Here is a 23,797-nt window from a genome sequence, read left to right on the forward strand (position 1 = left end):
GACATGGCAGCCTCCGACATCATCGAACACGACCAGTTCATCCTCATCGGTGCCGTGCCGCTATTCGCCGTCACGTCGATGAGCCTGAACGCTTCCTACAAGCTGCCGGAGCTGGGCAGTGGCCGCAACCAGTGGCTGGGCGAGGTCGGCCGGACGATCGCGATCGACGGCGTACTCCTGGGCCCGTCGCGGTTCGCGTACAAGGCGGCGCTCGAGGCGCTTGCCGACGTCTCGATGCTGTTCGCCGCGCGCTTCGCGATCCCGACGCTGACCGGCGTACCTGTGGTGTCCGGGCTGGTGGTGCTCACCGACATGCAGATCACCTCGCTGAAGTTCAGCCAGACCAGTCAGGACCACGGGGTGATCACCGTGCATGTCGACCTCAAGCACTGCCCGAAGGGCTTCGTCGCCGAGCTGATCGGCCGCGGGCTGAACATGGCGGGCTCGCTAGCCGGGTCCGCGGTGGCCGAAGCCGGCGTGCGGATCCCGCTGATCGGTGGTGCGGTATGACGCTAGGGTCGGTGCCCATCCGTCCGGACGACGGCTTCCCGCAGTCGTTCCTGATGTCGGTCGGGGAAAGGCTGTACCGGCTCACGTTCAGCGTGAGCTTCCTGACGTTGGAGCCGTTCACCCCGCTGCCGCCCGATCCCGAGCCGGTGCCGGCGGCAGAGCTGCTGCCGCCACCGGTACCACCCGACCTGCCCGGCGAACGGGTCACCCTGCCCACCCCTACCAGCCGCGGCGCCGGCCTGTTGTATCTGCTGCCGCAGCCGGACCTGTACCTGGTGCTGAAGGTTGAGCGGGAGGACCTGCCGCCGGACCGGCGGGTGCTTGGCATCACCCGGCCGATGCTCGGGCTGCCGGTGCAGTTCGGCGAGCTGCAGCTGACGTTCACCGAGATCGAGATAGCCCGGGGAAACCTGCAGGGGCCGGCCGAGTTCGGCTCCCGGGTGGTGGCGGAGGTGGACACCGTTGGATAGCCGCTTCGTGCCGTTCTTCCAGGTGCGCTTCGAGCCGCTGCCGCCGCGCCCTGCCGCCGGCGGCGGCGGAGGCCTGACCGGGGCCGCGGCGGGTGCGGTCTCCGCCGTCGCCGGCGCCCTCACCACGCTGATCCCGATCAGCCGCGACTTCTACGAGGCCGACATCAAGGTCGAGCTGACCTACGCGATCACCACCGGCAACACGTTCGAGGTGACCATCGCGGGCCTGACCGGCGTGGTCTTCGACGCGATCAAGGTGGACAAGACCGTCATCAAGATCGAGCTGGGGTACTACGCCGGCAACACGGCACAGGTGTTCGAGGGCGTGGTCCAGAAGAAGAGCGCCAAGGCCGGCCAGTGCTTCTACGAGACCACGTTGAGCGGCATCGAGCGCGCCACGTACCAGCTGCAGCGCACCTGTCTGCACAAGGGCGACGTGCGCTACGCGGACAACACGCTGATCGTCGACCTACTCAAGGCGATCGCGAAAAAGGCGGGGTTGGCCACGCCGCGCAGCCCGAACACCGCGAACGCGCTCTCGGCGAAGTTCGCGCGCCGGTGGAGCTTCGAGGAGCGCACCGCACAGGACGCGGTTCGGGACCTGCACCTGCGGGCGCGCGAGCTGCCCGGGCTCGCGCTGTTCGTGCGCGACAACCAACTGTGGTACGACGGCGACACCGGCGCCGAGTATCCCAAGCCGATCTCCCCGGACAACTTCCTGCTGTCGGCGAAGCCGGTCGCGGAGAGCCGCGCCGGCGAGCGTACCGGCTGCCCGGCCGAGCGGGCCGAGCCGCCGGTCGGCTACGACTTCGAGACGTTCGGCGACCCGGCGCTGCGGCCCGGCGACACCATCACGCTGCTGGTGGAACAGAAGGACGGTACGCGGAAGCCGGAGCGGCTAACCATCGAGAAGGTGGTGCACGACTTCTCCAGGGAGACGGGCTACCGCTGTACTGGGCGAGGGCTTCGCGCCGAGACATTCCTCAAGGACGTGTTCCGCGCGATGTCGGCAGGCACCGGCGCGGTCGGCGAGGAGCTCAACAACATGCTCGCTCGCAACCAGGACCGCTACCCCGCCGTGCAGGTCGGCGACGTCACGGCCTACAACGCCAACGGCCACTTCACTGACGCCAAGCTCGGACTGAAGTTCGAGCCGACCGTGACTTCGCCCAGCGTCGAGGTGCGCCCGGGCGCCGAGGGCTACACGCTGGAACGCCGGCCGATGGTCGCGCCGTTCGCCTGGAACCGGTGCGGGCTGGTGGTTCCGGTGTACCCGGGCATGCGCGCGGTGGCCGTACACAACCGGTACCTGCGCGAGGACGCGCTACTGAACGGGTTCATCTGGACCGAGGAGATGCACCCGCCGCCGAACGAGACCGGCGACTGGTGGCTGTGCCTGCCGGTGAACCCCCCGTCGAACCGTGCGCCGGACACCGGCGACGTCGCCGTCAACGACCTGACCGCCGCCGACGGCAGACGGGTGATCGAGGTGAAGGGACTGCGGATCCTGGCCGGCCCGGGCGGGAAGCTCGATACCCGGCCCACGCTCGGCACCGACGACACCGTCGAGATCGAACACAGCTCGGGCGCGAAGGTGACCGTCAAGAACAACGAGATCTCGTTGAAGGTCGGCGGTCGCACGCTCAAGGTGACGTCCAGCGCGGTGGAGGTGACATGATGCCCAACGTCCTCGTGGTCGGCGGTGTGCTCGCCTGCTCACACCAGGGCCGGGCCAAGCTCTCGTCGGGCGATAGTCGGCTGACGGTCGACGGGAACGATGCCGTGGTGCGCGGGCAGGAGGTCGGGATCTCGTTCGCCACCGGTTCGCCGGGCGTCGAGGCGCCGTGCCCGTTCAGCACGAACGCCGGGCCAAGTCCCTGTGCCGCAACGCTGGCCGCGACCGCCGGCTTCTCCAGCAAGCTCACCGTGGGCGGCGTCCAGGTGCTGCTGGACACTGCCTTGGGCAACGCGACCAACCCGCAGGACTCCAGCGCGACCTGGAGCGTCGCGGATCCCGGCCAGCGCAAGCTCACAGCGGACGAGTGAGGTCAGGATGGTTGAGCAGCTAAGCACGCGAGCGGCACTCGACCCGTTCGGGCGCAGCCTGTATGTGGACGAGCGCGGCGACCTGGTCCTCGACCGCAACGATGCCGGTCTGCTGGACCTGCGGCCGTCCGACGGTGTGTTCAACCTGGCGCAGGGCCTACGGATCACCGTGGAGACTCCACTCGGGACGGACCTGTTCAACCAGCTGTTCGGCTTCGACCTGCTGAGCATCCTGCGCGCCGGGTACCCGCTGACGCTGACCCAGCAGCTCATCCGGCTGCACCTGGTCCGCACCATCACCGGCGACGACCGGGTGTTGCGCATCGAGGAGCTCGCCTTCACCGACTCGCCGCCGCCCAAGGTCACCCGCCGCTGGCGGCTGGACGCACTCATCCAGCCGATCGCCGGGCGACCGGTGGCCGTGCCCGTACAGGTTTCCGGGATCTGAGGAGGGGCCGTCATGGACTTCGGGGTAACGCCGGCCGGGTTCGTAACCAAGCCCCTCGCCACGCTGTTGGAGGAGTCGTTCGAGCGGGCCCGGCAGGCGTTCGGTCAGGACGTCGACCTGCGCTCGTCGAGCCCGATGCGCAAGATCCTGGAGCTGTGCGCGGCCGAGGACGCGCTGCTGTGGATGCGGCTGGAGGACTCGTACTACGCCAACTTCATCCCGACTGCGGTCGGCCGTCAGCTCGACCAGCTCGGCACGGATCTGGGGCTGCAGCGGCGGTTCGGCTACGCCGGCGGGAGCGTGACGTTCACCCTCGGCGGCGAGCCGAAACCCGGCTGCGCGTACGTGCTGCCGCTGGGCACCGTCGTGGAGTCCGCAGCCGGTACGCAGTTCCGCACCACCGGGCGTGCCGCGCTCACCATGGCCACACCGGCCGCCACGGTCGAGGCGGTGGCGCTGCGCCGCGGTCCCTCCGGCGACGCCCGCCCGGCCGAGATCAACCGGATCAACGCCGAGTACCAGCGGCGGTTCGTACACTTCCCGCCGGCCGGCGGCGACGTGTCGGTCAGCGTGGCCAACCAGGCGCCGTTCACCGGCGGCAACGCACTGGAGGACGACCTCGCGTTCCGGCGCCGACTGATCGAACGGCCGCGCACGATCTGGACCGCCGAGTCGCTGCGACAGTCGACCCTGGACGTCGACGGGGTGCGCGACTGCGTCGTCTGGGACCCGTACGGCGGGCTGGACCGTACCGCCGACTGGTTCGGTAGCTTCACGTTCAAGCAGCGGATGCTGTCCACCGAGCGCGACCTGTGCTCGCCGTACTTCTTCGACCTCGTCGTGGCACCGGAGCCTGGTGCGGTCTGGCAGGGCAGCGGCAACCTGCCCGGGGTGCGCGACGACGTTGAGGCCGCACTTGCCGACAAGCGGCCGATCTCCATCTTCCCGAACATCCTGCGGGCCTGCGAGCTGGAGATCGCGGCCACCGCGCGGGTGCTGGTGGCCGCCGGATACGACCCGCCCGCTGTGCTTGCCGAGGCGCGCCGCAGGGTCGCCGGGTACATCCTCGGGCTGCGCCTGGGCGACGACATACTGGCGGCCGAGGTCTCGTGTGCGGTGATGGGCGTGCCCGGCGTGGTCGACGTGCAGGATCTGCGGCTGTCACGCTGCCCGCCGCGCTTCGGCGTGGTGGTGTTCTGCAAGCAGCTGAAGTTCCAGGACCAGCCGATCATGGGCGGCTGCGGGGGGGAGAACCTCACGCTGGCCACCCGGGAGATCGCCGAGATCGCGCCCGACGGGCTGGACTTCACGTTCGAGGTGGTGGCCGGCCCGTGAGCGCAGTGGAGTCGTGGCGGCGGATGGAGGGATGATGACCGCACTGGAGTCGATGGTCGCGAACCTCACGCTGCCCTACCGCAACGGTGCGTACCTGCAGGAGGTCGCGCTCGGTTCGCCGACCACAACCGGGGTGACCCCGGTGCCGCAGTACTCGGTGGACGAGTACGCGATCCGCTCCGGCGTCGAGCTGCATGACGTCGTGCCGATGTACCTCGTCGCACCACGCTCCACGGTGGACACCGATATCTGCCTGTACTTCACCGTGGCCGGCCGGCCGGCCGGGGAACCCGGGCCACAGCTCGCGATCCCGGCCGGCACGCCGGCGTGGACGTCGTTCGTCGTGCCACTCGGCCACTGGGTGAGCGGGCACACCCGGTTGACCGCGCTGCGGGAGTGGCCGGTGCCGCCGGGCGACTCGCCCGGCTCGGAGCGCTGGCGGCTGCAATTGGTGATCGGCAACCTGGGCCGACTGCTGTGGGTGCTCGGGCACGAGCGGGCCCAGTTGGCCGGCCTCGCCGCCGATGTCGGCGCGCAGCGCAACCTGGCCACCGCCCGCGGCCGCAGCCTCGACCTGGTCGGACAGGAGGTGCAGGTGCCGCGGCTGTCGGCCGCGCCGCACTTCCCGGATCCGGGCACGCTCGCGGTCTACCACCTCGACGACGACCCGGACGCTCCGGTGGGTGGGCTGCCCGGCCAGCCCGACCGGGTCGAGGACGCGATGCGCAACCACCCGGCGCAGAACCAGGGTGCGCAGCCCGGCGCGCCGGGTCGGTTCGATCGCGCGTTCGCGTTCCGGAGTGGCGGGTTGCCGCAACCGCAGTGCGGCGCCGAGTACGAGTTCCAGCAGCGGCTGCGCCGCGGCGACTGGGACGCCGGCGTCGGCGAGCGGGAGGTGCGCGCCGGCCCGTACCGCCGCTACGGCTATCGGGAGGGCGCGATCAGCGTGCCCGGGCCGGACGGCGCGCCGGCCCCTGTATGGGTGAACGACGAGGCCCGCGAACGCGTCATGCGCGGCCAGGTGACCACGGCGTGCTTCGGCTTCCGGCCCAACGAGCTGCCGGAGACGCTGCGCCGCTTCGCCGAGCTGGGCCGGTCGGTTCAACAGGCGATCGACTACTACGGCGACTGGTGGGGGCTGGACGACCAGTGGTTCAGCGCTGCCTACCAGCGCTACGAGGTCAGCACGCCGCTGGAGCGCTGCCCGGTGCAGGCGACTCCGCTGAGCTACCTGCGCATCCCTGACGACCGCGACCTCGACGTGCCCGCCGAGCAGGGCTTCACCGTCGAGGCGTTCGTGCTGCCCGAGCCGACGCAGGACCAGCGGCTGCGGGTGGTCGCGGCCAAGTCCCGCGAGATCTTCTACGGTGGGCCGCTGCAGTTCCACTGCCTGGAAGGCTGGGCGCTATCGCTCGGGCCGTTCGACTGCATCGCCAACAACGTTTCGTTCGCGGTGTCCGACTTGGCCGACCGGCCGCGCACCGATGCGCACCACGAGCACGTGGTCAGCGTCATCGGCGATCTGGACCTCGGCGACGGCCGCTGGCACCACCTCGCCGGCGTGATCGACCGGCAGTACCAGGTACTGCGGCTCTACGTCGACGGTGTGCAGCGCGGCTGCTCGAGCCTGCGCGGCGTCGGTGCCATCGCCAACCAGGAGGACGTCCTGATCGGCAACGTCGACTACCACTACGACGCGCCGTACGACGGGCTGATCGACGAGGTGCGCCTGTCCAGTGTGGGCAGGCACCAGTTCCAGCCGGTGCTCGGCGAGGCCGACCACCGCTACCGCTCCCGGCTGGAGATCTACCGGCGCTGGCGCGTCCCCACCCGCGACGAACTACAGGCCGGGCTCCGTGAGCTGCTGGACGACTCGCCGTACGACCCGGAGATTCCGGTGCCTGCGTTGCCCGCCATCGAGGTGTCCGAGCAGGTGGCGTCTCGAGTCTGCGTGGAGCGGCGGCTGGTGATCCGGCCGCTGTCGCTGCCACCCGGTGGGCACATGGACCTCGAGGGCAGCCGCAGCACGACCGAGGACGCCACGTGCGGCCCGCGCGACCCGGCCTTCCACGAGTGGCAGCTGGTGGAGCACTCCGACTCCCGCGCCGGCTATGCCGATGCCAATGCCCATCGGATGCAGCTGGCCACCGCGCGCTGCCTGGACACGCTGCTCGCGCTGGTCACCCCCTGGCTGGCGCAGACGTCGTCCACCGTGGACGTGATCGGGGGGTACGAGCCGGGATCCGACGAACGGCGCTCGGTCGGCCGCGCGGTGCTGTTGTCCGCGGCCGCGCTGCCGCCCGGTGTGCTGGCCGCGTTCGCACACCAGGCATGCTTCGACTTCGTGCAGCACGGGCCGGGGGCGCTGGTTCGGGCGGCGGTGCGCGAGGAGTCCGACAAGCTCGAGGTGGCAACCGCGGCCGAGGTCGCCGCGGGAATCCATTCCGGCCCCGGTGCGGTCGTCGAGCTGGAGCTGGGTGATGAGGTACGGCTGACCGTCTCTCGCCCCGCCGTACCGTCCGGCGGTGATCTCGGTTGGGTGCTCACCCGGTGCGGGCCGGCCCGCGCCACGCTGACCACGGTGCCGGACGACGACGTGGCGATCGAGCTGTCGCCGACCGCGGCCGGCCGGTTGATCGTGCAGGCGGAGGTGCGCCGGCTCGGCAGCACCGTCACCGGACGGCGCGAGGTGTGGATAGTGCCGCGCACCGTGCCGCCGTGTACCAGCATCGGCGCCGACGGCGCACTGAACGTGGACGAGGCGACCGCGGCCGGCACCCCGGACGGATTCTTCACCGAGGCGTTCCTGCTCACCGTCGACGATGGGCGAGTGGACTTCCCCGCCGGTGCGGACTCAGCGCGGACGCAGCTCGGGCCACGCGACGCGCTGCTCCGACTGCTCGACCTCGTCGACGCCGAGCCGAACGTCACCGGGCGGCTGGTTGTACTGCGGGGATACGACCCGCAGGCCCGCGACCTGGCGCGGGTGGGCCGCAAGCTGATGCTCGCCCACGAGAGTGTTCCCCTCGGCCGACTTGCGGCCCTCGCCCACCGCGCCGGTTTCGCCTGGGTCGAGCACCCACCGTACCCGGACGGCATCTTCGTCGCGACCGGCGCCGAGCCGCCGCTGTCCGTCCAGGTCGGACGGATCGAGCGGCTGGCCAAGAACGCGGTGGTGAATTGGCTCGGCATCATGCGCCCGGACCTGCCCGAGGCGCCGGTGCCGACCGGTGCGACCTTCGACCCGACCGATCCGGCTAACAAGCACAGCGACCCGTCCGGACGGGTGGTGTACGACGAGCCGGCGGCGAACCTGATGAGTCCGCCCACCCAGGCTGCGCTGAACGATCTGCTCGACCGGCTGGAGGCCGACGCGGCCACGGACAAGCTGCACGTAGTCGCCGGCTACGACGACCAGGCACCGGACCGGCGGCGGATCGGCTGCGCACTCCGCCTACGGCACGAGCAGATACCGCTGGAGCGGCTCGGCGCGCTCGCCCACCTGGCGGGCTTCGACCTCGTCAAGCACGTCACCGTGCCGAGCGATCCGGCCGCGCGGTACGCGTACGCCTCGCGGTGGCGCGGGGAGAACCTGTCCGGCGAGGTGCTCGACGATCCGGCGCTGCTGGTCGACTACGGCCTGATCGGGCCGGACGAGCTCGCCGAGGAGGCGGTCACGCGGATACGCATCGCCCCGGACGTACTGGCCTGGCAACCACCTCCGCCCCCGGCGGGTGAAGGCGGCGACGGGCAGCCGCCGCCTCCGCCGCAGCCGGTCGAGGGCGGCTACGACTGGTGCCTTACCCGCTACGGGCCGGGCGCCGGGCGGCTGGACTCGCTGCCCCCGCCTGCGGCCAAGCTATTCACAGCGGCGAAGCCCGGCGTGGTGGGCGTACGGGCCGAGTTGATGCTCGCCGACGGCGTCGCGCCGTACCGGTGCGAGCTCGTTGTCGCCGCGGACGACGACGTGCCCAAGCTGGTCTACGACGACGTGTTGAACTTCGTGGCAGCGCACCTGCCGGTCGGCGTGGAGGCGCGCACGCTGCGGCTGCGGGCCCGGGTACCCGAGCTGATGGCCGACCCCGACAGGCGCGACCTGGGCACGATAGCGACATACCCGAGCTACCGGCAGCCTCGCCGCACCGGCGAGCCGGCGGCGTCGAGCGTGGATATCGCGGCGAACTCGTGTGGATGCCCGCCGTGGCCGGGCCCGGAACAACAGGAGGACGGACATGACTGAGATGTTGCAGAGGTCGTTCGAGTCGGTGGCGCCCAGCGGGGTGCGCGCCGAAATCATCAACGCGATTGCGGACCTGGCACTGGCCGCGCGCGCTGGCACCCTACTTAGGCCGTACCATCGCGATTTCTCGTGGGTGGATCAGGAGAACTACCGCGACCTTGTCGACGCCGACACGTTCAACGCGGCGTTCCACGACATCGAGCGGGAGTTCGACAAACTGACCGAGATCCTGGCGCAGGGCTCGGGGCCGAGCATGGAGCCGGACTTCCAGCAGGTGGTCACGCTCAGCGAGGGAACCACCTTTCTGACGCTCGAGCACGGCCTAGGCACCATGAATCTGCTTGTAGACCTACAGGCCGGCGTGTCCACTGATCCGGTGGCGCGCCGCGCCGTGCCGGGCTTTTCGACGCTTCCCGCGACGACCCAGCAGGTGTGGTCGAACTTCCTCAAGGGCGTCGCGTACGCGTTCGCGCTGGTAGACGACGACCACATCATGCTGGTGCGGGGAAACATCGACGCCGCGGGGGTGCCGTTTGTCGCGCTGTTCGACGGCGATCTGATGCTGCAGATACGGGCCTGGAAGCTCGGGTGAGCGGCATGCTCTACCAGCTCGTCTACGACACCCAGACCCGGCGGATCGTGGCCGCGCGGCCGACAGCCACGCCGCGCGTCGGCCTTGTCTTAGGCCCGTCGCAGGCGCTCGCGTTCGCCGATGTCGATTTCGGCGACCGTCCGATGGCAAGCTACGTGTTCGACCCAGAACTACGCGCGCTGGTGCCGCGCGAGGACTGGAACCCGCCGGAGGCGGGCGTTCGCCTCGAGCTGACCGTCACCACGCCAGCTCGCAGTCCGATCGACGACGTGCCCGAACTGTCGGCCGACGGCACATCCGAGGCAACCGTCGCCGTGCAGAAGCGCACGCTGGACTCCGACCGCGCGCTGACGGCAGCGTCACACCGCAACCTGCTCACCATCCGCACAACCGCAGGGACCCTGTCCGACCGACAGCTGTCGCTGGTCCGTGGCCGGGCCGCATTCACGTTGCGCAGCAGCACCGAGACCGTACTGGCCGAGATCCGGGTCAGCGCTGAGAGCATCAGCGAGCCCGCGATCGCGCTGATCGAGTTCGCGCCGGTGGTGTCGTGAGGTCAGGAAACCACCGGGAGCGAACACGACGAGATCGCCCTAGCGATCGAACTCCTGCGAGCCGACGGACGCCGGAACCTGGCGAGGATCTTCGGGCAAGGCAACCGGGGTGATGCCAATGACCTCTACCCCAGCGCGGGGAACGCCAAGATCGGCAAGACGACCACTCCCGGGCTCAACCTGCCACACGACAAGTGGTCAGGCGTCAGCATCACCGTCGACGACACGACCGGTGCCGACACGATGCGGGTCGGCACCGGGATCTCCACCACCTGATGTGCAACATCACAAGCAATCCGCCCTCGCACCGACACTCGATCAGTACCGGAGGACAAATGTCATATCGATCGCCCGGCCCCACGCAGACCCTGGGGAGTGACTGGCCAGCGGTTGTTGTAGCCGTCGGAATTCTTTTGCTTCTAGGTGCCATCCTGGTCACCGCCACGGCCCGCTGGAGCGCCGACGACGTCCGCGACTTCGTCGGCACGCTCAGCCCGGTGATCGGCGTGGTGACAGGTGCCTTCGTCACGTACTTCTTCACCAGGCAAGCAACGGCTGCCGCCACGACGAGCGCCCAAGCAGCGACCCATGCGGCTACGCAGCGCGCGGACGCCGCAGAGTCTCAGCTGAAGTCTGAATCCGAGAGGTTTGCTACCCAACTGGAGTCCGAATCCGAGAGGTTTGCTACGAAGTTGCAGGCCGAGGTCGATAGATTTGCTTCCGAGCGGCGGCGGGCCGCCACCCTGCACAACGCCCTGACCGTGGCCATGGCGATCACCGACCCCGCCACGAGCGAGAGAATGAGGCAAGACCCGGCCATCAAGGCCGCCATCAATCCTGCGGAGCCGTGGCAGAATGACCGGGGCGCCGGTTGAGCGGGAGTGAACGTGGAGTTCTTGCTCGTTCGCCACGGAGCTCGGGTTCAGGACCCGGCGACGGCCGACGCCGTCTTGACCGAGCATGGCCGGCACCAGATCGACACTCTGGCCCGGGCACTCCGACTCCGGAAGAGCCAAATCGACTGCTACTTCAGCAGCAGATCGGGGCACGCACAGGAGACAGTGAGCATTCTGCAGGAGCGTCTCGGGGACGCCGAGCAGCCGGTCCACCTCCTCGAATGCCTGACACCGTGCCACGGGCCGGGAGACGTCGTGACTCTCGTCGAGCAGGCCCGGGCCGTGGTTCCCGATCTCTGGCAACACTCGGGCATCCTTCTGGTCGGACACGAGGGGCGGCTTAGCGATTTGGTCGCGGAACTCACGGGAAGTCGCATCCGACCGCTGGGCCACGGGGAGGTTGTTTGCATCCAGGCCGACTCGCCGGCCGATTGCATCGGCGGAAAGGCACGGCTCCACTTCCGCTACCCGGCGTTCGATCATCAGGAAGATCCGCTCCGGTCCAAAGTGCAGTCGAAGATGACCGTGTCGACGTTCCTGGCCGGCTTCGTCTTCACCGCCCTCAGCGGACTGCTTCTGCTGGCGCCGGGAAGATGGACGCTTGAGCAGGTGATCGCCGTGATCGCGCTCGCGTCGTCCCTCGCGTTGTTCGTCGCCTGCGTCTACATCTACGACCAACTGGGCATGCCAGCGGGCTTCTGGACCGACGCTGCCCGCCCAAGGTTGTGGGCACGGTTCTTCGAACGGACCGAGCGCCGGCGCGAGGAACGGTGGCATGCGATCGCAACTGTCGACAGCGTCGAGGCGGCCGACGAGGATCTCCGCCCCTGGCTCCAGGATGGTGCGCGATACCACCTGATGCTCAGAACGTCGAGGCTGCTGTTCACCCCGGCGACGTGGCTGGCCCTGGTCGGATTCCTTGCGCTGATCAAAGGAACAGGAGACCTTCGCGTCGTCGTCGGAGCAGCCATCGGCATGCTGATTGCCGGTGGCTTCGCACTGTACCGCCGACCTCATCTGGGTGCGGATTGAGAGACTCCTATGTCGCAAGTCCCGAATGCGCCACCAGCCTTGCCGTCGATCGACCGCGCTCGGCTGTGGGCTCAGGCTTCGTCCACGATTCGCGGTCCCGAACAACCGGTCAACGAGTTCGACCTCTTCCTGGGAACCCTCCTCGCAGGCCCCGAGGCGCACGGCGAGATGCGGACGTTGATCGGATACTTCGGTCTGACCGCCCGGGATCTGCTCCCGGACTATTTCCCCATCGTGACTGTGGAGAATCTGCGCCGCGCCGCTGCCACGATTGATCCGGCCAGTACACCAAGGCAGGAAGCGAATGTCCTCGAGATCATCGGAGCTGTCCGGCAACGACCAGACCGTGCTCCGGCCCTGGCCGATCTGATCGGCGAACTGCTGATGAGAGCGACGCCGTTCCAGCAATCCCTGGGGCGCGCACTCGAGCGGTTCGGCGTCTCCGTCACCGAGCTCGCAGGCGCCTGCCAGTCCTTCTTCTTGAACCTGGACGCGCAGGCCAACGCCGGCGAGGAACTCGGCAAGATGCTGGCTCAACGGTTTCCCCTGAAGCCGGCGAGTTTGCCTGCGTTCAGCAGCGACGCGGTCGACCCGAAGGTCGATTTCATCGGACTCAGGCCCGGAGCCGACGCCTTCGCGTACCTGATCTCCTCCCGGGCGTTGGTACCGCCGCTGGCGATCGGTCTCTTCGGTCGTTGGGGCAGCGGCAAGAGCTTCCTGATGGCGAAGATCCGGTTTCGGATCATGCAGCTCAGCGATCTGGCGGCAACCAAAGGTGGAAGCAACCTCCACATCTTGTCGCGTATCGCACACAACGGTCTCCTGGAACAGACGCGCAGGGACCTCGTCACGGCGACAACGGAGGCGACCGCAGCACACGAAAAGGGGCCAGGCTGGAACAGAAACATGATTCCTTGACGGCAGGAAACGTCCTCGCCGGCTTCTTGGCGGATCGTCGTACCAGCGATGACTACCGCAGAAAGCTGGGCCTAATCAGCCGAGTCAACCAGGACCTGACTGATCTCACCCAGCTGACGCGTGAGTTCAACCTGGTGCCCTCCCCGTCGGTTGGGCCGCCGAATCGGATCGTGCTCTACGTCGACGACCTCGACCGATGCCCGCCGGAGAAAGTGCTCGAGGTGCTCGAGGCCGTCCATTTGCTGCTCGCGTTCGAGCTGTTCGTCGTTGTCGTGGCGGTTGACACACGGTGGCTCCGATCAGCGCTCCACGAATCGCTGCCGACGCTCCAGCAGGCATCGAAAGAATCGGACTCCATGCCGACTGCCATGGACTACGTGGAGAAGATCTGCCAGATCCCGTTCTGGGTCGAGGAGCTCGATGACGAAGGTCGACGCAGACTGATTCGCGGCCTCCTGCTCCCAACGGTGTCATCACAGTCCACACAGGTCGTCGGCGACGGAGACGCGCTCAGCGTCGGCCAGAGCGAAGAGGAGCTGGTCAACTCGATGCTGACCGGATTCGGCTCGGGACTCGACCTCGACGCACGGCAACTCTCACTCGCACCCGACGAGCTTGGCTTCATAGAATCCCTCGCTCGGCTGGTGGGTGGGACTCCACGCCGGGTCAAACGGTTCGTGAACATCTGCCAGCTACTGCTCGCTATGACGCCGCCACTACCATCCGAAGCGGAGGCACAACTGACCGAACGGATGGCGACGTGCTTCATTGCTGCGCTCCACGAGGGGTGTCCTCGCCTGGCGAATCGCCTCGTGGACACCTACAACGAACTGTCGGCGACACCCTCGCCAACCCTCCGCAGTACGTTGAACGCGGTCGGACCTGGCGAACTGACGGCGGACCGCCGGACATCGGCCGCCTGGTTGAAGGTACAGCAAAGACGCACAGGCGGTCTCGGGCCGTTCGACCAGGCGCCGATGAGCACGCTCGCCTCTCGCTTTGACATGATCCGCCGGCTGCGATTCGACCCCGAACCGGCCAACACGCCGTTTCCTCCACGCGAAGCCCAGCAGACAGACATCGTCCCCGGAAACGACCAATAGTCCCGGGGCCTGAGGAGCTCCGGGACGCGGACGATCGATCTCGCATCAGGCAGGATCCTCACGCGAGAAGGTACATGAGACGTCGATGGAACCAACCAGGAAGCTCCGCGGGACTTGCGCAATGCTGCTTTCTATCTTACGTGTCGCAATCGCCCTCGGTACGTGTTGGCAATGAGAAGCAAAGCCGCTCCGAAGACCTGGAGGAATACAAAGGAAAATGCTTGCCGTGCAACGCGGTTGCCCATGTCGGATGCACTGAGCGGAAGGGGGAAGCTGGTCGGAAGAGATCGGCGCCGGGGCCACTCTGCCCCGCGCGGCCATGCTGACCTTCAATGCAGCCTACAAACGAGCACGCGAGGAGAACACCACTGTCGCACCGCAGATTTGTGCTGGACTGCCTCAAACTAACGGAAGGGGTGGAGCGGGCCGGCGACCGGACGTATCAGGCGCGAGCGACTCAGACTATCGGCGCGGCAACGAAGAAGCGTCTAGCCATCGCACTCGACCCGCCCGGCACGCTGAACTGCGGCTCGGCGGACGTCGGCGCAACGATCACCTGCGACAACGTCACGATCACGAGCATTGGCTGGTCGGCGTTGGACATGACCAGGGTCAGGAAGAGCGGGATCTTCGAGAAACGACTTCAAGGTCGGCGACGACGAGTGCCTGGACAACTGGCCACTCGCTCCAGAGGAGAGTTGCAAACTGATGGTCGAGTTCAGTCTTTCTGCAATTGGCGACCGAAACGCAACATTGGTCATTCAGCAGAACATCCCACTGCCGGATTGCGGCACCCCACTGAAGCTCGTCGGCACCGGCACGGGAGGATCGGCGCAGCGCCACTCCCTCTCAGTAACCATCGATACGTCGACGGATGAGTTCCGAGTGGTCAGCACTCCTCCCGGCATCGACTGTCCTGAAAGATCCATGGCAACCTTCGATGACGGCACCGACGTCATACTGCAGGCCGTCCACGACCAACGCGACGGCGAACTCGATTGGGACAACTGCGACACGGTCTCCGCGTTCAGTTGCAGGCTGCAACTGAACGCGGACCGGTCGGTTAGGGCACACCTGTCCGCCTGACCGCCCAGCCGTCACCGGCCGGCCGGGGTCAGTGCGTCCAGCCAACTCTCGACCAACGCCAACACCTCTGCCCGGCTGGTGACGACAACTGTGCTTACCGCCCCCTGGCGCAGCGTGGTTGAACTCGTGACGCGCATGCATACGCGATCCCCCGGTTCGATCCAGAGCCCGACGACGATCAGACCCGCCGGCCCGAAGTCCTCGGCGTCCACAAGACAGTCATCCGCCTGACACCGTCACGATGCTGTCAACGCCCCTCGCCTGCGGCAGAAGCTGGGTCAGCCGCGGCGAAGGCTCCAGCCCCAGCTCGCGGAACAGCAGGTCGCGGAACACTCGATACTGATGGATCGCATCGGACACATTGCCCTCTGCGAGGTACACCGACATCAGCACGCCATGCGCGGTCTCGCGCAAGGGCTCCGCGCGCACAGCCTCGAGGGCGAGCCGCAGGGCGACATCGAACTGACCGCTCTCGACAAAGAGCCGGGCCGCAACCTCCAGAGCGCGGAGACGAAGCTGGCTGAGTCTCACCCGCTCCCACATCACCCAGTCGTCGTACCACCCGGACAGTAGCTCAGGCTGACACAGCACTCGCAGAGTTGAACCGTCCACCATGTGCGAGCCCAACACTTCGTCGACGACCCGCTCCTGGGCCGCGCTGTCCACCGACGTGGTGGGCGACAGGCAGAGGCCATCGCCGACGATCTCGAGCACGCCCGGTGCCAGCCGATTCATCCGCCAGACGCCGGTACGCAGACTGGCCAGTGCTTGCGGTTCGGGCACCTCGGGCCACAACGACCCGGCTATCAGGCTCCGGTGCGAAGGCCCGCGGAGGCCAAGGAATGCAGTCAGGCGCTGCGTGCTCAGCGGCAACTCAATGGCACGGCCGGCGCGCCCGCAAGTAAAGCGCCCGAGCAAATGCAGACGTAGTCCTTCCATCGCGCAGCCCCCTGCCCATAACCCCCTGATGGGCCCGGCTGTGCCAAGCAATGACGACCGGCTGCCAGGCCACCTTCCACTCTGGCATGGCTAAACCACGCGCGCCAAGGACCAAACGGTTCCACCCAGACTTTATTCTCGCCCATCCGGTTCTCCGCTATAGCGAGTTGCCCGACACACCTTCAGCACGCATTCCAACGATTGCTTAAGTTGCCGGAGTCAGCCGCCCCGACGCATGCTTAAAAGGTTCTGATCATCATCTAACCGAAGAGCAACTACTTGAATGAGGATCGCACCGCTGTTTCAACCATGGCTCCGATGTTGTCGATTTCGTTGAGGTGAGGGGTGGGGGGTGAAGCCGAAGACTGCAGGTTCTGGGTCAGCGGTGGGATGGGCGGACTTCACGGGGACGGCTGCGTCGTGGTGGAAGCTCCAGCGGAGGACTATCTCGGGGACTCAGCAGGCGTGGTCGTCGGCGATCTTGTGCGAACGGTGTGGTGTGGTCGTGCTGCGGAGGGGGATATGGGCGCTGAGGATGCCTCGCTCGCGTATCGCGGCGGCGAAGGCGTGTCGCAGTCGGGTGTGCCGACTGGAGCTGGTTCACGGCTGTATAGACCCCTTCGCGTCGCGCAGGGCGTCGATCCGATCGATCGAGCAGCAGCTGACGCCGATTGCCCGGAGCAGTCCTTCGTCGCGCGCTCGGATGAACCCGGGCCAGCTGGTCATTCCCGGGTAGGCACCGGACGGTCAGTGGATCAGCCACAGGTGTCGACGTAGTCGAGCCCCAGCGCAGCAAGGCTCTGCCTGAGGGTGAGGCGTTCGCGGCCGACCTGGTTCGGCGGCATCTTGGTGGTGCCGAAGAAGTCCGACCGAGGTACGTCGGCTTTGTGGCCCCCTCCATCGTCCGGGTGACAAGGAGCCGTATCGGTACAGTGGCAGGACGAATTGTTCTTCAAGTTCGGCCTCCGCTTCGACCTGCTCACCAACCAACTCATCGACTCGAACGTCAACCTCAACGTCTTCGAGACCAACCCGCTGCTGATCGCTCGTATGGACCAGCTGTCTCGCAACGAGCAACTGCGGGCCCAGCTCCGCGAGTCCGAATGGGACCTGGTGATCGTCGACGAGGCCCACCGCATGGGCGCCCACTTCTTCGGCGGCAAACTCCAGAAGACCAAGCGATTCCAGTTGGGCGAACTGCTCGGGGAGATCACCAGGCACCTTCTCCTGATGACTGCGACGCCGCATTCGGGCAAGGAAGAGGATTTCCAGCTCTTCCTCACACTGCTCGACCGGGACCGCTTCGAGGGCAAGAACAAGACCACCGCCGACACGAGCGGGATCATGCGCCCCATGATCAAGGAGGACCTACTCACGTTCGAGGGCAGGAAACTGTTCCCCGAGCGGATCGCCGAGACCGTTCCGTACGAGCTGACCGCGCTGGAGTACGAACTGTACGAGCAGGTCACCGCATGTGTCCGCGAGGGGATGAACCGTGCCGACCGGGTCGGCGGCAAGCGCAAGAACACCGTGGGTTTCGCTCTGACCGTCCTCCAACGACGCCTTGCGTCGAGCCCGGAGGCCATCTACAGAAGTCTCGTACGGCGGTCGGAGCGGCTCCTGCGCAAGAAGCAGGGCATTCTCGACGGCACCTACACCGACGATGAGCCGAGTGTCGACCTGGACAACATCGATGCTGGCGAGTTCAACGCAGAAGAGATCGAAGAGCTCGAGGAGGAACTGCTCGATGCCGCCACGGCAGCCCAGACGGTTGCGGAACTCGATGCAGAGCTGCTCGAGCTGAGCGACCTCACCGATGTCGCCAAACAGGTCCGCGATCTCGGCGCAGACCGCAAGTGGACCGAGCTGTCGACGATTCTCCGAGACCATGCGCTCACAACTGACAGCAATGGCTGGCCGCGCAAGTTCATCATCTTCACAGAACACCGGGACACCCTCGAATACCTGCGTGCACGTATCAGCTCGTTGATCGGCAGCCCCAACGCCGTCAAGGCGATACACGGTGGCGTGCGGCGTGGCGACCGGCGGCAGATCACCGAAGACTTCACCAAGAATCGCGACTGCCAGATCCTGATCGCCACTGACGCCGCCGGCGAGGGCCTGAACCTCCAGGCCGCACCTGATGGTCAACTACGACCTGCCATGGAACCCGAACCGCATCGAACAGCGCTTCGGCCGGATCCACCGTATCGGCCAGGCGGAAGTCTGCCGCCTGTGGAATATCGTCGCAGCGAACACTCGCGAGGGGGCAGGTCTTCAACCGACTGCTCGAAAAGATCGAGGAGCAGCGAAAGGCGTACGGCGGCAAGGTCTTCGACGTCCTCGGTGAGGCGTTCACAGAGACCCCACTACGCACTCTGCTGCTGGATGCCATCCAGTACGGCGAACGTGCTGACGTGAGGGCCAAGATGCGCGAGATCATTGATCAGTCCGTCGGCGACGGACTGAAGGAGCTGCTGGAGGAGCGCGCTCCCGCATCGGAGCATTTGTCCGTTGCCGATCTCACGGCGCTGAGGTCAGCGATGGACGAAGCACGCGCTCGCAGCCTTCAGCCTCACTACATCGAGCTGGCCTTCAGAGCGGCGTTCACACGGCTTGATGGACGCATTGCCCGGCGGGAGGCGGGACGCTGTGAGATCGCCAATGTGCCCGCGCACGTCCGGGCCAGCACGTACGGTCCCGTCGCGACTCGCTACGACCGTGTCACCTTCGACCTACCGTACGTCCAGCCCGACGGCATGTCTCGGGCCGACTTGCTGGCTCCCGGCCATCCTCTCCACGACGCCGTGATGGACGAAGCCACCCGCCAGTTCGGCCGGCGCCGAACTCCGGCACGGTGCTTGTGTCGCCGACCGTCAAGGAGCCGCATCTCATGGTCGGTGTCATCGAAGAGGTCGCCGACGGTACCGGCGAGACCGTGTCCCGACGATTCGGCTACGTTTACGTCGACAGTCTCGGCACTGTCACGCCAGCCGGCCCGGCGCCCTACCTGGATTGCCTCGCGGCTCCCGACAGCCCGACCCTCTCCGCAGCCCGGTCGCTTCCCTGGTTGGCGGACGCTGAGGACAAGGCGATGAGCTGGATCATCACCAACCAGTTGCCTGGATATCTCGCCGAGGTCCGGCCCCGGCGTGCCGCTGAGCTCGCGAAGACCCGCGAACTCGTCGTCAAGCGACTCGAAGGGGAGCGAGAGCGTCTCGTCCTCGATGCCCGAGTTGCGTCCGAGAAGGAGCGTGCGGGCGAGCGGCCGAAGGAATCTGCCGACAGTCTCAATCGCAAAGCTGTCGAACTCGATCACAGACTGCGCCGGCGCCTGGAGTTGCTTGACCAGCAAGCCCTGATGTCCACCAAACCGCCGCTCTTGCTGGCTGCGGCTCTCGTTCTCCCGATCGCGATGTTCGAAGACCAACTGTCCACTGCGACCCCGATCCACGCCAGGGGAGACACGGGAAATCGAACGCCGCGGTATCGACCTGGTCCTCGCCTGCGAGCGTGAGATAGGGCGCGAACCCGTCGAGCAGGTCGGCAACCACAACGGCTTCGACATCCTCTCCACCGCCCCAAACGGCGACACCTACCGCATCGAGGTGAAAGCCGGTACCGGTGGCGGAGAAGAATTCTTCGTCACCCACAGCGAGGTCATCACCGGCAAAAACGCGGTCCCGCACTACCGCTTGGCACTGGTTCGGGTCGACCATCGAGGCGCGCAATATGACGAGGTTCGCTACATCGAGAACCCATTCGCGACGACAGACCTCGGTGACTTCGAAGCCACTGGTATCCGTTGCGACTGGGCCAGGTCATGGACCAAGGGCAAGACACCCTTCTGACTCTGAAGGCAGAGAAGGTCAGGGTCGGCCGGCAAGGCATCAGGACACCGCGCGTGTTAGTTGGGACGACCAGGCCCGGCGACCCGGCCGGCGACCTCCACACTTGTCAATGGTCATTCCGCACTCGAGGTTCGCGCACTACAGGAGCCAGAGGAGACTCTCATGATCGACCAAGGGACTCGCCGTATTCGGCGGAGGACCCCAGTTGCACAATCCTCGCCTCTCGAGCTGCGACCCAGGTCGCCGACATGAGACTGTGAACGCTTGCGACAATGGCTCGCATCATCTCGCCAGCGGTACCTCGTACAGCTCCTGAGCAGTTGATCACAGCCGTCGGCTCGTACGACCGCAGGAGCTCGACTAGCCTTGGGTTAGCTGTTATGACCCGCGAGGTTGTTGACGCGGGTTGAGCCGGGTGATGGGTGGTTTGCCTGCGAGGGCGGAGTGGCCGCGTCGATTGTTGTAGTGGTCGAGGAAGTTGTCGAGGGCTTGGTTGCGGTCGGTGTTGCTGGTCCAGGGTTGGGCGTAGGCCCATTCGGTGAGCAGGGTGCGGTTGAAGCGTTCTGCTTTGCCGTTGGTCCAGGGGCAGCGGGGTCGGGTGTAGCGGCGTTTGAGGTGCCAGGTGGTGCAGGTGGCGGCCCAGCCGTGGCCGCGTCGGTAGACCATGGCGTTGTCGGTGAGAACGCGTTCGACGGTGATGCCGTGGGTGGTGAACCAGGTCAGGGCGCGGTGCAGGAACACGGCGCAGGTTGGGTCGCGTTCGTCGGGCAGTACTTCGGAGTAGGCCAGGCGGGTGTGGTCGTCGATGGCGGTGTGGACGTAGTCGTAGCCGATCAGGGTCTTCTTGTGCTTGTGGGCGACGGTGGCCTCGGCGCCGCGCAGGCGCCAGCCCCCTCCGGCCGGGACCCGGGCGAGTTTCTTCACGTCGACGTGGATCATCGCGCCGGGGCGGTCGTATTCGTAGCGGATCTGGGAGTGGCGTGGTGAACGGACTGGCTGGCCGGTGATCGGGTCGAGTGTGGCCAGGTGCGGAACCTGGTGGCGGGACAGGACCCGGCCCACGGTGGATGGGTTCAGGCCAAGCTCGGCGGCCAGCACGACCGCGCCGCGGCGGCGGTGCCGGCGCGCGGCCAGTACCGACTGCTCGGTCCGGGCCGGCAGCCGGTTCGGTGAGCGTCGCGGCCGCGACGACCGGTCGACCAGGCCCGCGTCTCCGGCCTGTCGGTAGCGGCGCAGCCACTTGTGCACCGTGGCCCGCGAAATGCCCAGCTGCTCGGCCACCTGCGCCGGCGGCCACCCGGCCGCGACCCGCTCAACGATCAGCCTGCGACCAAACAAGTTTGTCCGGGCATTAGCGTGGGCCATGAGGACCTCCGTGGTCGAAGTCGATGCGTCAGACACATCCACTCCGCCCGGAGGTCCTCCCACGATCAAGCCACCACGCCGTCAACAACCTGCTGGGTCACAACAGTTAGCCGGCCGTCTGCGGCCACAGCGAGCTTTGCGGGCTGGGGGCGGGAAGTGCAACGGCGCGCCCCCAGCCATGCGCCAGCTGTGCCGGTCTACGACCACTTAGCTCAGACCTCTGCGGTCGCGTCGATCGGCCTTTCGCCTGTGGATTCATGGACCAGAACACTATGCTTGTGATCGCAATGATATGACATTGTGGTCATTTTGTGTTGACCAACTTCGACACAGTGTAGTTGTAGCTATGGGCCGGAGTTGATTGGAGGCAGCGCGTGTCCGTACGTTGCGTCACCAACGCGCGCTGCCACCGAGACGGCGTTTCACGTGAGTTAGAATCAAGCAATCACTTGATTAACGAGCATGATCTCACAGGGTGTAACGCAGCCGCACATGAGCGCGATGATGCTTGTGCCAGGCAAGGGAGACTGGCGCTGGCGCCGAATCGCCCGCGAACCCTCCATCTCCGTTCCCAGCCTGCGCAGACAGGTGTTCGGGATCAGGGGGACAACGTGAGGCTAGCTGTACTTGGTGCATTCATCATTGTTGTAGGCGCCGCCATTCTGAGCATTCGGGGCAGCACTACAGCTGAGGGGGACACCACACAGTTCGCGACAACGCTGATCCTGGCCGCAGCCGTCGGTGTGCAGCGTCTCAACGGCGTTCAGAAGTGGCTGTCAACTCCCAGAGATCAGCGCAAGGAGCATGCCGAGCGCCTCGCCCAGCAGACCCTCATCCGGCTGTGTGACAGTCGGCCGGTATCCGAGGACATTCTCAGCATCCGCGTCCACGTCTGGGGAGTGCCTCCGTGGTATCGCCGGCTCTTTCCCCACTCGATCCGCATGCGCCTCCGCGAACTCGTCAAATGGCGGAGACTGACTTGGCTCGCTTGGTTCAAGATCCGCCCGAAGCTTCAACGTCTGGCGGCAATCGGTCTCGTCAAAGAGCCGCCGAGCGGCGTGCCTTTCCGAATGGGCAAAGGCCTCATCGGTGTATGCCTCTTGAATAACGACCGCGGCGACACCCTAAAACTGCGAACATCCGACCGGGAATATAAGGAAGCGCTGGACTCAGCAACCGAGAAGGAGTGGGAGAACAAGGGGCCCGGGATCACACACAACCTCTCTCTGGCCGATGCCAACAGGCTCGCAAAGCTTTATGGCCAGGTGGTAAGTAAAGTCGTCAAAGATCAGAGATCCGGCGAAGCTATTGGTGTCGTGACGATCAGCGTGAAGGATTCCAATCCACGGATTGGTAATCAACAGCTATACCTGATCAACCTCCGCGACCTTGCGTTAACCGTTGGTGACTTTATCTAGTCAAACATGACCCTCTTGTTTCAGAATGGAAAGAGTTATGCTTCGTATTTCGAGACCACTCCCCGGCGAAATCTCAGGACAGATCAAGCCTGAAGATTTCGGGTTCGAAGTCATCGAAGACGAGCCGTTGACGCCGGAGGAAGAAGCGGAGATAAAAGCGTCTCTATATGGCGACATGAAGGAACGCACAGGCACCATTATCCCCGAACTCGAGCCCTATCTTGGGAAGACTACCGCCACTTCGGCAGGCGAGGAATCCGATCCCCCCGATCCGCCTAAGAACGGCAGCGGGGACCACAGCGAGTGAAGCCAGGCTCTTCCAGCCTGCATCGCCTCTATGACGCCGGGCCGGCGCAGGCTCTCATCGACAAGCATGATGCACTGAGCTACCCCTTCCAGACCACATTCGGCCTCGCTGACCTGGTGATCGCGGAAGGAGTCTTCTGCCCAACCCTCACCAGGGTCTCCCCCCTGCTCCAACGCGAAGTCGAGTATCGGTCTCACGAAAGAGTTCTCGACGCCTTCACAGGCAGCGGAGCATTTGCGATCGAGGCTGCCCTGCACGGCTCGTCGGATGTAGTCGCGTTCGACAATGAGCTCGTGTCGGTAAGGTGCGCGCGCCAGAACGCCATCCGCAACGGCGTTGAACGGGTCGTCGACGTTCGTTACGGCACAGCGGAAGAGGTGTTAGCGGTCGACGAGTCGTTTGATCTGGTGATTGCGAACCCACCTCTATTGCCGGGCGATTCTCGCGGGCCGCTCCGTGGCGCCATCTTCGATCCTGGGCTGCGCGCCACGACGGACTTCGTCCGCCGTCTGCCGACCTTCCTCGCTGAGTCAGGACGTTGCTACCTGGTGACGTCAGACGTGCTCGATCGCGCCAGCGTAGATCTCGATCGGATGTGCACCAAGCACGGCATGGTCGCTACGCTGCAAACCAAAGATGAGTACGAGCACGAGACATACAGGGTGCACCTTATCCGGCATGCATAGC

At 66.2% G+C, this 23,797-nt stretch carries 22 protein-coding genes and 1 pseudogene; 21 read left to right on the plus strand and 2 right to left on the minus strand.

The genetic code is table 11. The features are described 5' to 3' along the window. Window positions 1-3: 3 nt before the first annotated feature. The 15 genes and pseudogenes from OG876_RS07495 to OG876_RS07560 all read left to right on the plus strand — a co-directional run bounded on the left by OG876_RS07495 (window position 4) and on the right by OG876_RS07560 (window position 15,230). Entirely contained in the window at window positions 4-510 is a 507-nt protein-coding gene (locus OG876_RS07495; RefSeq protein WP_328524051.1) for a hypothetical protein, read from the plus strand. 11 nt (window positions 511-521) lie between these two features. Next, window positions 522-980, plus strand: coding sequence for a hypothetical protein (locus tag OG876_RS07500; RefSeq protein WP_328524052.1), 459 nt, complete (start codon window positions 522-524; stop codon window positions 978-980). Then, the gene (locus OG876_RS07505; RefSeq protein WP_328524053.1) at window positions 973-2,658 is read left to right on the plus strand and encodes a hypothetical protein; all 1,686 of its coding nucleotides are present in this window, start codon (window positions 973-975) and stop codon (window positions 2,656-2,658) included. Before OG876_RS07500 ends, OG876_RS07505 begins: the two co-directional genes overlap by 8 nt. Further along, complete coding sequence (locus OG876_RS07510) at window positions 2,655-3,026, plus strand: hypothetical protein (protein ID WP_328524054.1); 372 nt, start codon at window positions 2,655-2,657, stop codon at window positions 3,024-3,026. Before OG876_RS07505 ends, OG876_RS07510 begins: the two co-directional genes overlap by 4 nt. Window positions 3,027-3,033: 7 nt before the next feature. Continuing rightward, window positions 3,034-3,474 carry a hypothetical protein gene (locus tag OG876_RS07515; protein ID WP_328524055.1) on the plus strand — a complete coding sequence of 147 codons (441 nt, stop codon included), beginning with the start codon at window positions 3,034-3,036 and terminating at the stop codon, window positions 3,472-3,474. Window positions 3,475-3,486: 12 nt separating this feature from the next. Continuing rightward, entirely contained in the window at window positions 3,487-4,809 is a 1,323-nt protein-coding gene (locus tag OG876_RS07520) for a baseplate J/gp47 family protein (RefSeq protein ID WP_328524056.1), read from the plus strand. Between the two features lie 34 nt (window positions 4,810-4,843). Beyond that, window positions 4,844-9,049: a LamG domain-containing protein gene (locus OG876_RS07525; protein ID WP_328524057.1), complete on the plus strand. Its 4,206-nt coding sequence runs from the start codon at window positions 4,844-4,846 to the stop codon at window positions 9,047-9,049. Next, complete coding sequence (locus tag OG876_RS07530) at window positions 9,042-9,641, plus strand: hypothetical protein (RefSeq protein ID WP_328524058.1); 600 nt, start codon at window positions 9,042-9,044, stop codon at window positions 9,639-9,641. Before OG876_RS07525 ends, OG876_RS07530 begins: the two co-directional genes overlap by 8 nt. A gap of 5 nt (window positions 9,642-9,646) precedes the next feature. Next, window positions 9,647-10,195 (plus strand): hypothetical protein, encoded by a 549-nt coding sequence (locus tag OG876_RS07535; protein WP_328524059.1) that lies wholly within the window; start codon window positions 9,647-9,649, stop codon window positions 10,193-10,195. A 335-nt stretch (window positions 10,196-10,530) separates the two neighbouring features. Further along, complete coding sequence (locus OG876_RS07540) at window positions 10,531-11,070, plus strand: hypothetical protein (protein ID WP_328524060.1); 540 nt, start codon at window positions 10,531-10,533, stop codon at window positions 11,068-11,070. Window positions 11,071-11,082: 12 nt separating this feature from the next. Then, window positions 11,083-11,310, plus strand: a pseudogene (locus tag OG876_RS43975) (histidine phosphatase family protein); the annotation flags it as partial. 36 nt (window positions 11,311-11,346) lie between these two features. Next, on the plus strand, window positions 11,347-12,123 hold the full coding sequence (locus OG876_RS07545; RefSeq protein ID WP_328524061.1) for a hypothetical protein: 777 nt from the start codon (window positions 11,347-11,349) through the stop codon (window positions 12,121-12,123). Between the two features lie 9 nt (window positions 12,124-12,132). Next, window positions 12,133-13,041 carry a P-loop NTPase fold protein gene (locus OG876_RS07550; protein ID WP_328524062.1) on the plus strand — a complete coding sequence of 303 codons (909 nt, stop codon included), beginning with the start codon at window positions 12,133-12,135 and terminating at the stop codon, window positions 13,039-13,041. 170 nt (window positions 13,042-13,211) lie between these two features. Then, entirely contained in the window at window positions 13,212-14,144 is a 933-nt protein-coding gene (locus OG876_RS07555; RefSeq protein WP_442914161.1) for a P-loop NTPase fold protein, read from the plus strand. 708 nt (window positions 14,145-14,852) lie between these two features. Continuing rightward, window positions 14,853-15,230 carry a hypothetical protein gene (locus OG876_RS07560; RefSeq protein WP_328524063.1) on the plus strand — a complete coding sequence of 126 codons (378 nt, stop codon included), beginning with the start codon at window positions 14,853-14,855 and terminating at the stop codon, window positions 15,228-15,230. Between the two features lie 219 nt (window positions 15,231-15,449). On the opposite strand, the gene OG876_RS07565 is transcribed toward OG876_RS07560, so the two are convergent. Continuing rightward, entirely contained in the window at window positions 15,450-16,169 is a 720-nt protein-coding gene (locus OG876_RS07565) for an AfsR/SARP family transcriptional regulator (RefSeq protein WP_328524064.1), read from the minus strand. 1,050 nt (window positions 16,170-17,219) lie between these two features. Between OG876_RS07565 and OG876_RS07570 the strand changes: the two genes are divergently transcribed. From OG876_RS07570 to OG876_RS07585, 3 genes are all read left to right on the plus strand, one after another. Next, on the plus strand, window positions 17,220-18,590 hold the full coding sequence (locus OG876_RS07570; RefSeq protein ID WP_442914162.1) for a helicase-related protein: 1,371 nt from the start codon (window positions 17,220-17,222) through the stop codon (window positions 18,588-18,590). 472 nt (window positions 18,591-19,062) lie between these two features. Next, window positions 19,063-19,686: a hypothetical protein gene (locus OG876_RS07580; RefSeq protein ID WP_328524065.1), complete on the plus strand. Its 624-nt coding sequence runs from the start codon at window positions 19,063-19,065 to the stop codon at window positions 19,684-19,686. A gap of 1 nt (window position 19,687) precedes the next feature. Beyond that, on the plus strand, window positions 19,688-20,020 hold the full coding sequence (locus OG876_RS07585) for a DUF3883 domain-containing protein (RefSeq protein WP_328526868.1): 333 nt from the start codon (window positions 19,688-19,690) through the stop codon (window positions 20,018-20,020). Window positions 20,021-20,398: 378 nt separating this feature from the next. Here OG876_RS07585 and OG876_RS07590 read toward each other — a convergent pair whose 3' ends face one another. Further along, window positions 20,399-21,385, minus strand: a complete 987-nt coding sequence (locus tag OG876_RS07590; protein WP_328521197.1) for an IS481 family transposase — start codon at window positions 21,383-21,385, stop codon at window positions 20,399-20,401. A gap of 611 nt (window positions 21,386-21,996) precedes the next feature. Here OG876_RS07590 and OG876_RS07595 point away from each other — a divergent pair. Genes OG876_RS07595 through OG876_RS07605 form a run of 3 tightly spaced genes read left to right on the plus strand, consistent with a single transcriptional unit; the run spans window position 21,997 to window position 23,796 of the window. Next, window positions 21,997-22,803 carry a hypothetical protein gene (locus tag OG876_RS07595; RefSeq protein ID WP_328524066.1) on the plus strand — a complete coding sequence of 269 codons (807 nt, stop codon included), beginning with the start codon at window positions 21,997-21,999 and terminating at the stop codon, window positions 22,801-22,803. Between the two features lie 37 nt (window positions 22,804-22,840). Further along, a complete protein-coding gene (locus tag OG876_RS07600) occupies window positions 22,841-23,110 on the plus strand; it encodes a hypothetical protein (protein ID WP_328524067.1) in 270 nt (89 codons plus the stop codon). Then, window positions 23,107-23,796 carry a methyltransferase gene (locus tag OG876_RS07605; RefSeq protein ID WP_328524068.1) on the plus strand — a complete coding sequence of 230 codons (690 nt, stop codon included), beginning with the start codon at window positions 23,107-23,109 and terminating at the stop codon, window positions 23,794-23,796. Before OG876_RS07600 ends, OG876_RS07605 begins: the two co-directional genes overlap by 4 nt. The last annotated feature ends 1 nt before the right edge of the window (window position 23,797 follow it).

Source organism: Kribbella sp. NBC_00359 (assembly GCF_036097425.1).
In the GTDB taxonomy this organism is placed as follows: Bacteria; Actinomycetota; Actinomycetes; order Propionibacteriales; family Kribbellaceae; genus Kribbella.

Excerpts from the sequence above, each read along its gene's own strand:
- OG876_RS07590 (WP_328521197.1), bottom strand. The coding sequence starts at position 21,385 with ATGGCCCACGCTAATGCCCGGACAAACTTGTTTGGTCGCAGGCTGATC.
- OG876_RS07580 (WP_328524065.1), top strand. The coding sequence starts at position 19,063 with ATGGTCGGTGTCATCGAAGAGGTCGCCGACGGTACCGGCGAGACCGTG.
- OG876_RS07525 (WP_328524057.1), top strand. The coding sequence starts at position 4,844 with ATGACCGCACTGGAGTCGATGGTCGCGAACCTCACGCTGCCCTACCGC.
- OG876_RS07510 (WP_328524054.1), top strand. The coding sequence starts at position 2,655 with ATGATGCCCAACGTCCTCGTGGTCGGCGGTGTGCTCGCCTGCTCACAC.
- OG876_RS07535 (WP_328524059.1), top strand. The coding sequence starts at position 9,647 with ATGCTCTACCAGCTCGTCTACGACACCCAGACCCGGCGGATCGTGGCC.
- OG876_RS07540 (WP_328524060.1), top strand. The coding sequence starts at position 10,531 with ATGTCATATCGATCGCCCGGCCCCACGCAGACCCTGGGGAGTGACTGG.
- OG876_RS07520 (WP_328524056.1), top strand. The coding sequence starts at position 3,487 with ATGGACTTCGGGGTAACGCCGGCCGGGTTCGTAACCAAGCCCCTCGCC.
- OG876_RS07515 (WP_328524055.1), top strand. The coding sequence starts at position 3,034 with ATGGTTGAGCAGCTAAGCACGCGAGCGGCACTCGACCCGTTCGGGCGC.
- OG876_RS07530 (WP_328524058.1), top strand. The coding sequence starts at position 9,042 with ATGACTGAGATGTTGCAGAGGTCGTTCGAGTCGGTGGCGCCCAGCGGG.
- OG876_RS07600 (WP_328524067.1), top strand. The coding sequence starts at position 22,841 with ATGCTTCGTATTTCGAGACCACTCCCCGGCGAAATCTCAGGACAGATC.
- OG876_RS07495 (WP_328524051.1), top strand. The coding sequence starts at position 4 with ATGGCAGCCTCCGACATCATCGAACACGACCAGTTCATCCTCATCGGT.
- OG876_RS07565 (WP_328524064.1), bottom strand. The coding sequence starts at position 16,169 with ATGGAAGGACTACGTCTGCATTTGCTCGGGCGCTTTACTTGCGGGCGC.
- OG876_RS07550 (WP_328524062.1), top strand. The coding sequence starts at position 12,133 with ATGTCGCAAGTCCCGAATGCGCCACCAGCCTTGCCGTCGATCGACCGC.
- OG876_RS07570 (WP_442914162.1), top strand. The coding sequence starts at position 17,220 with ATGGACCAGCTGTCTCGCAACGAGCAACTGCGGGCCCAGCTCCGCGAG.
- OG876_RS07560 (WP_328524063.1), top strand. The coding sequence starts at position 14,853 with ATGGTCGAGTTCAGTCTTTCTGCAATTGGCGACCGAAACGCAACATTG.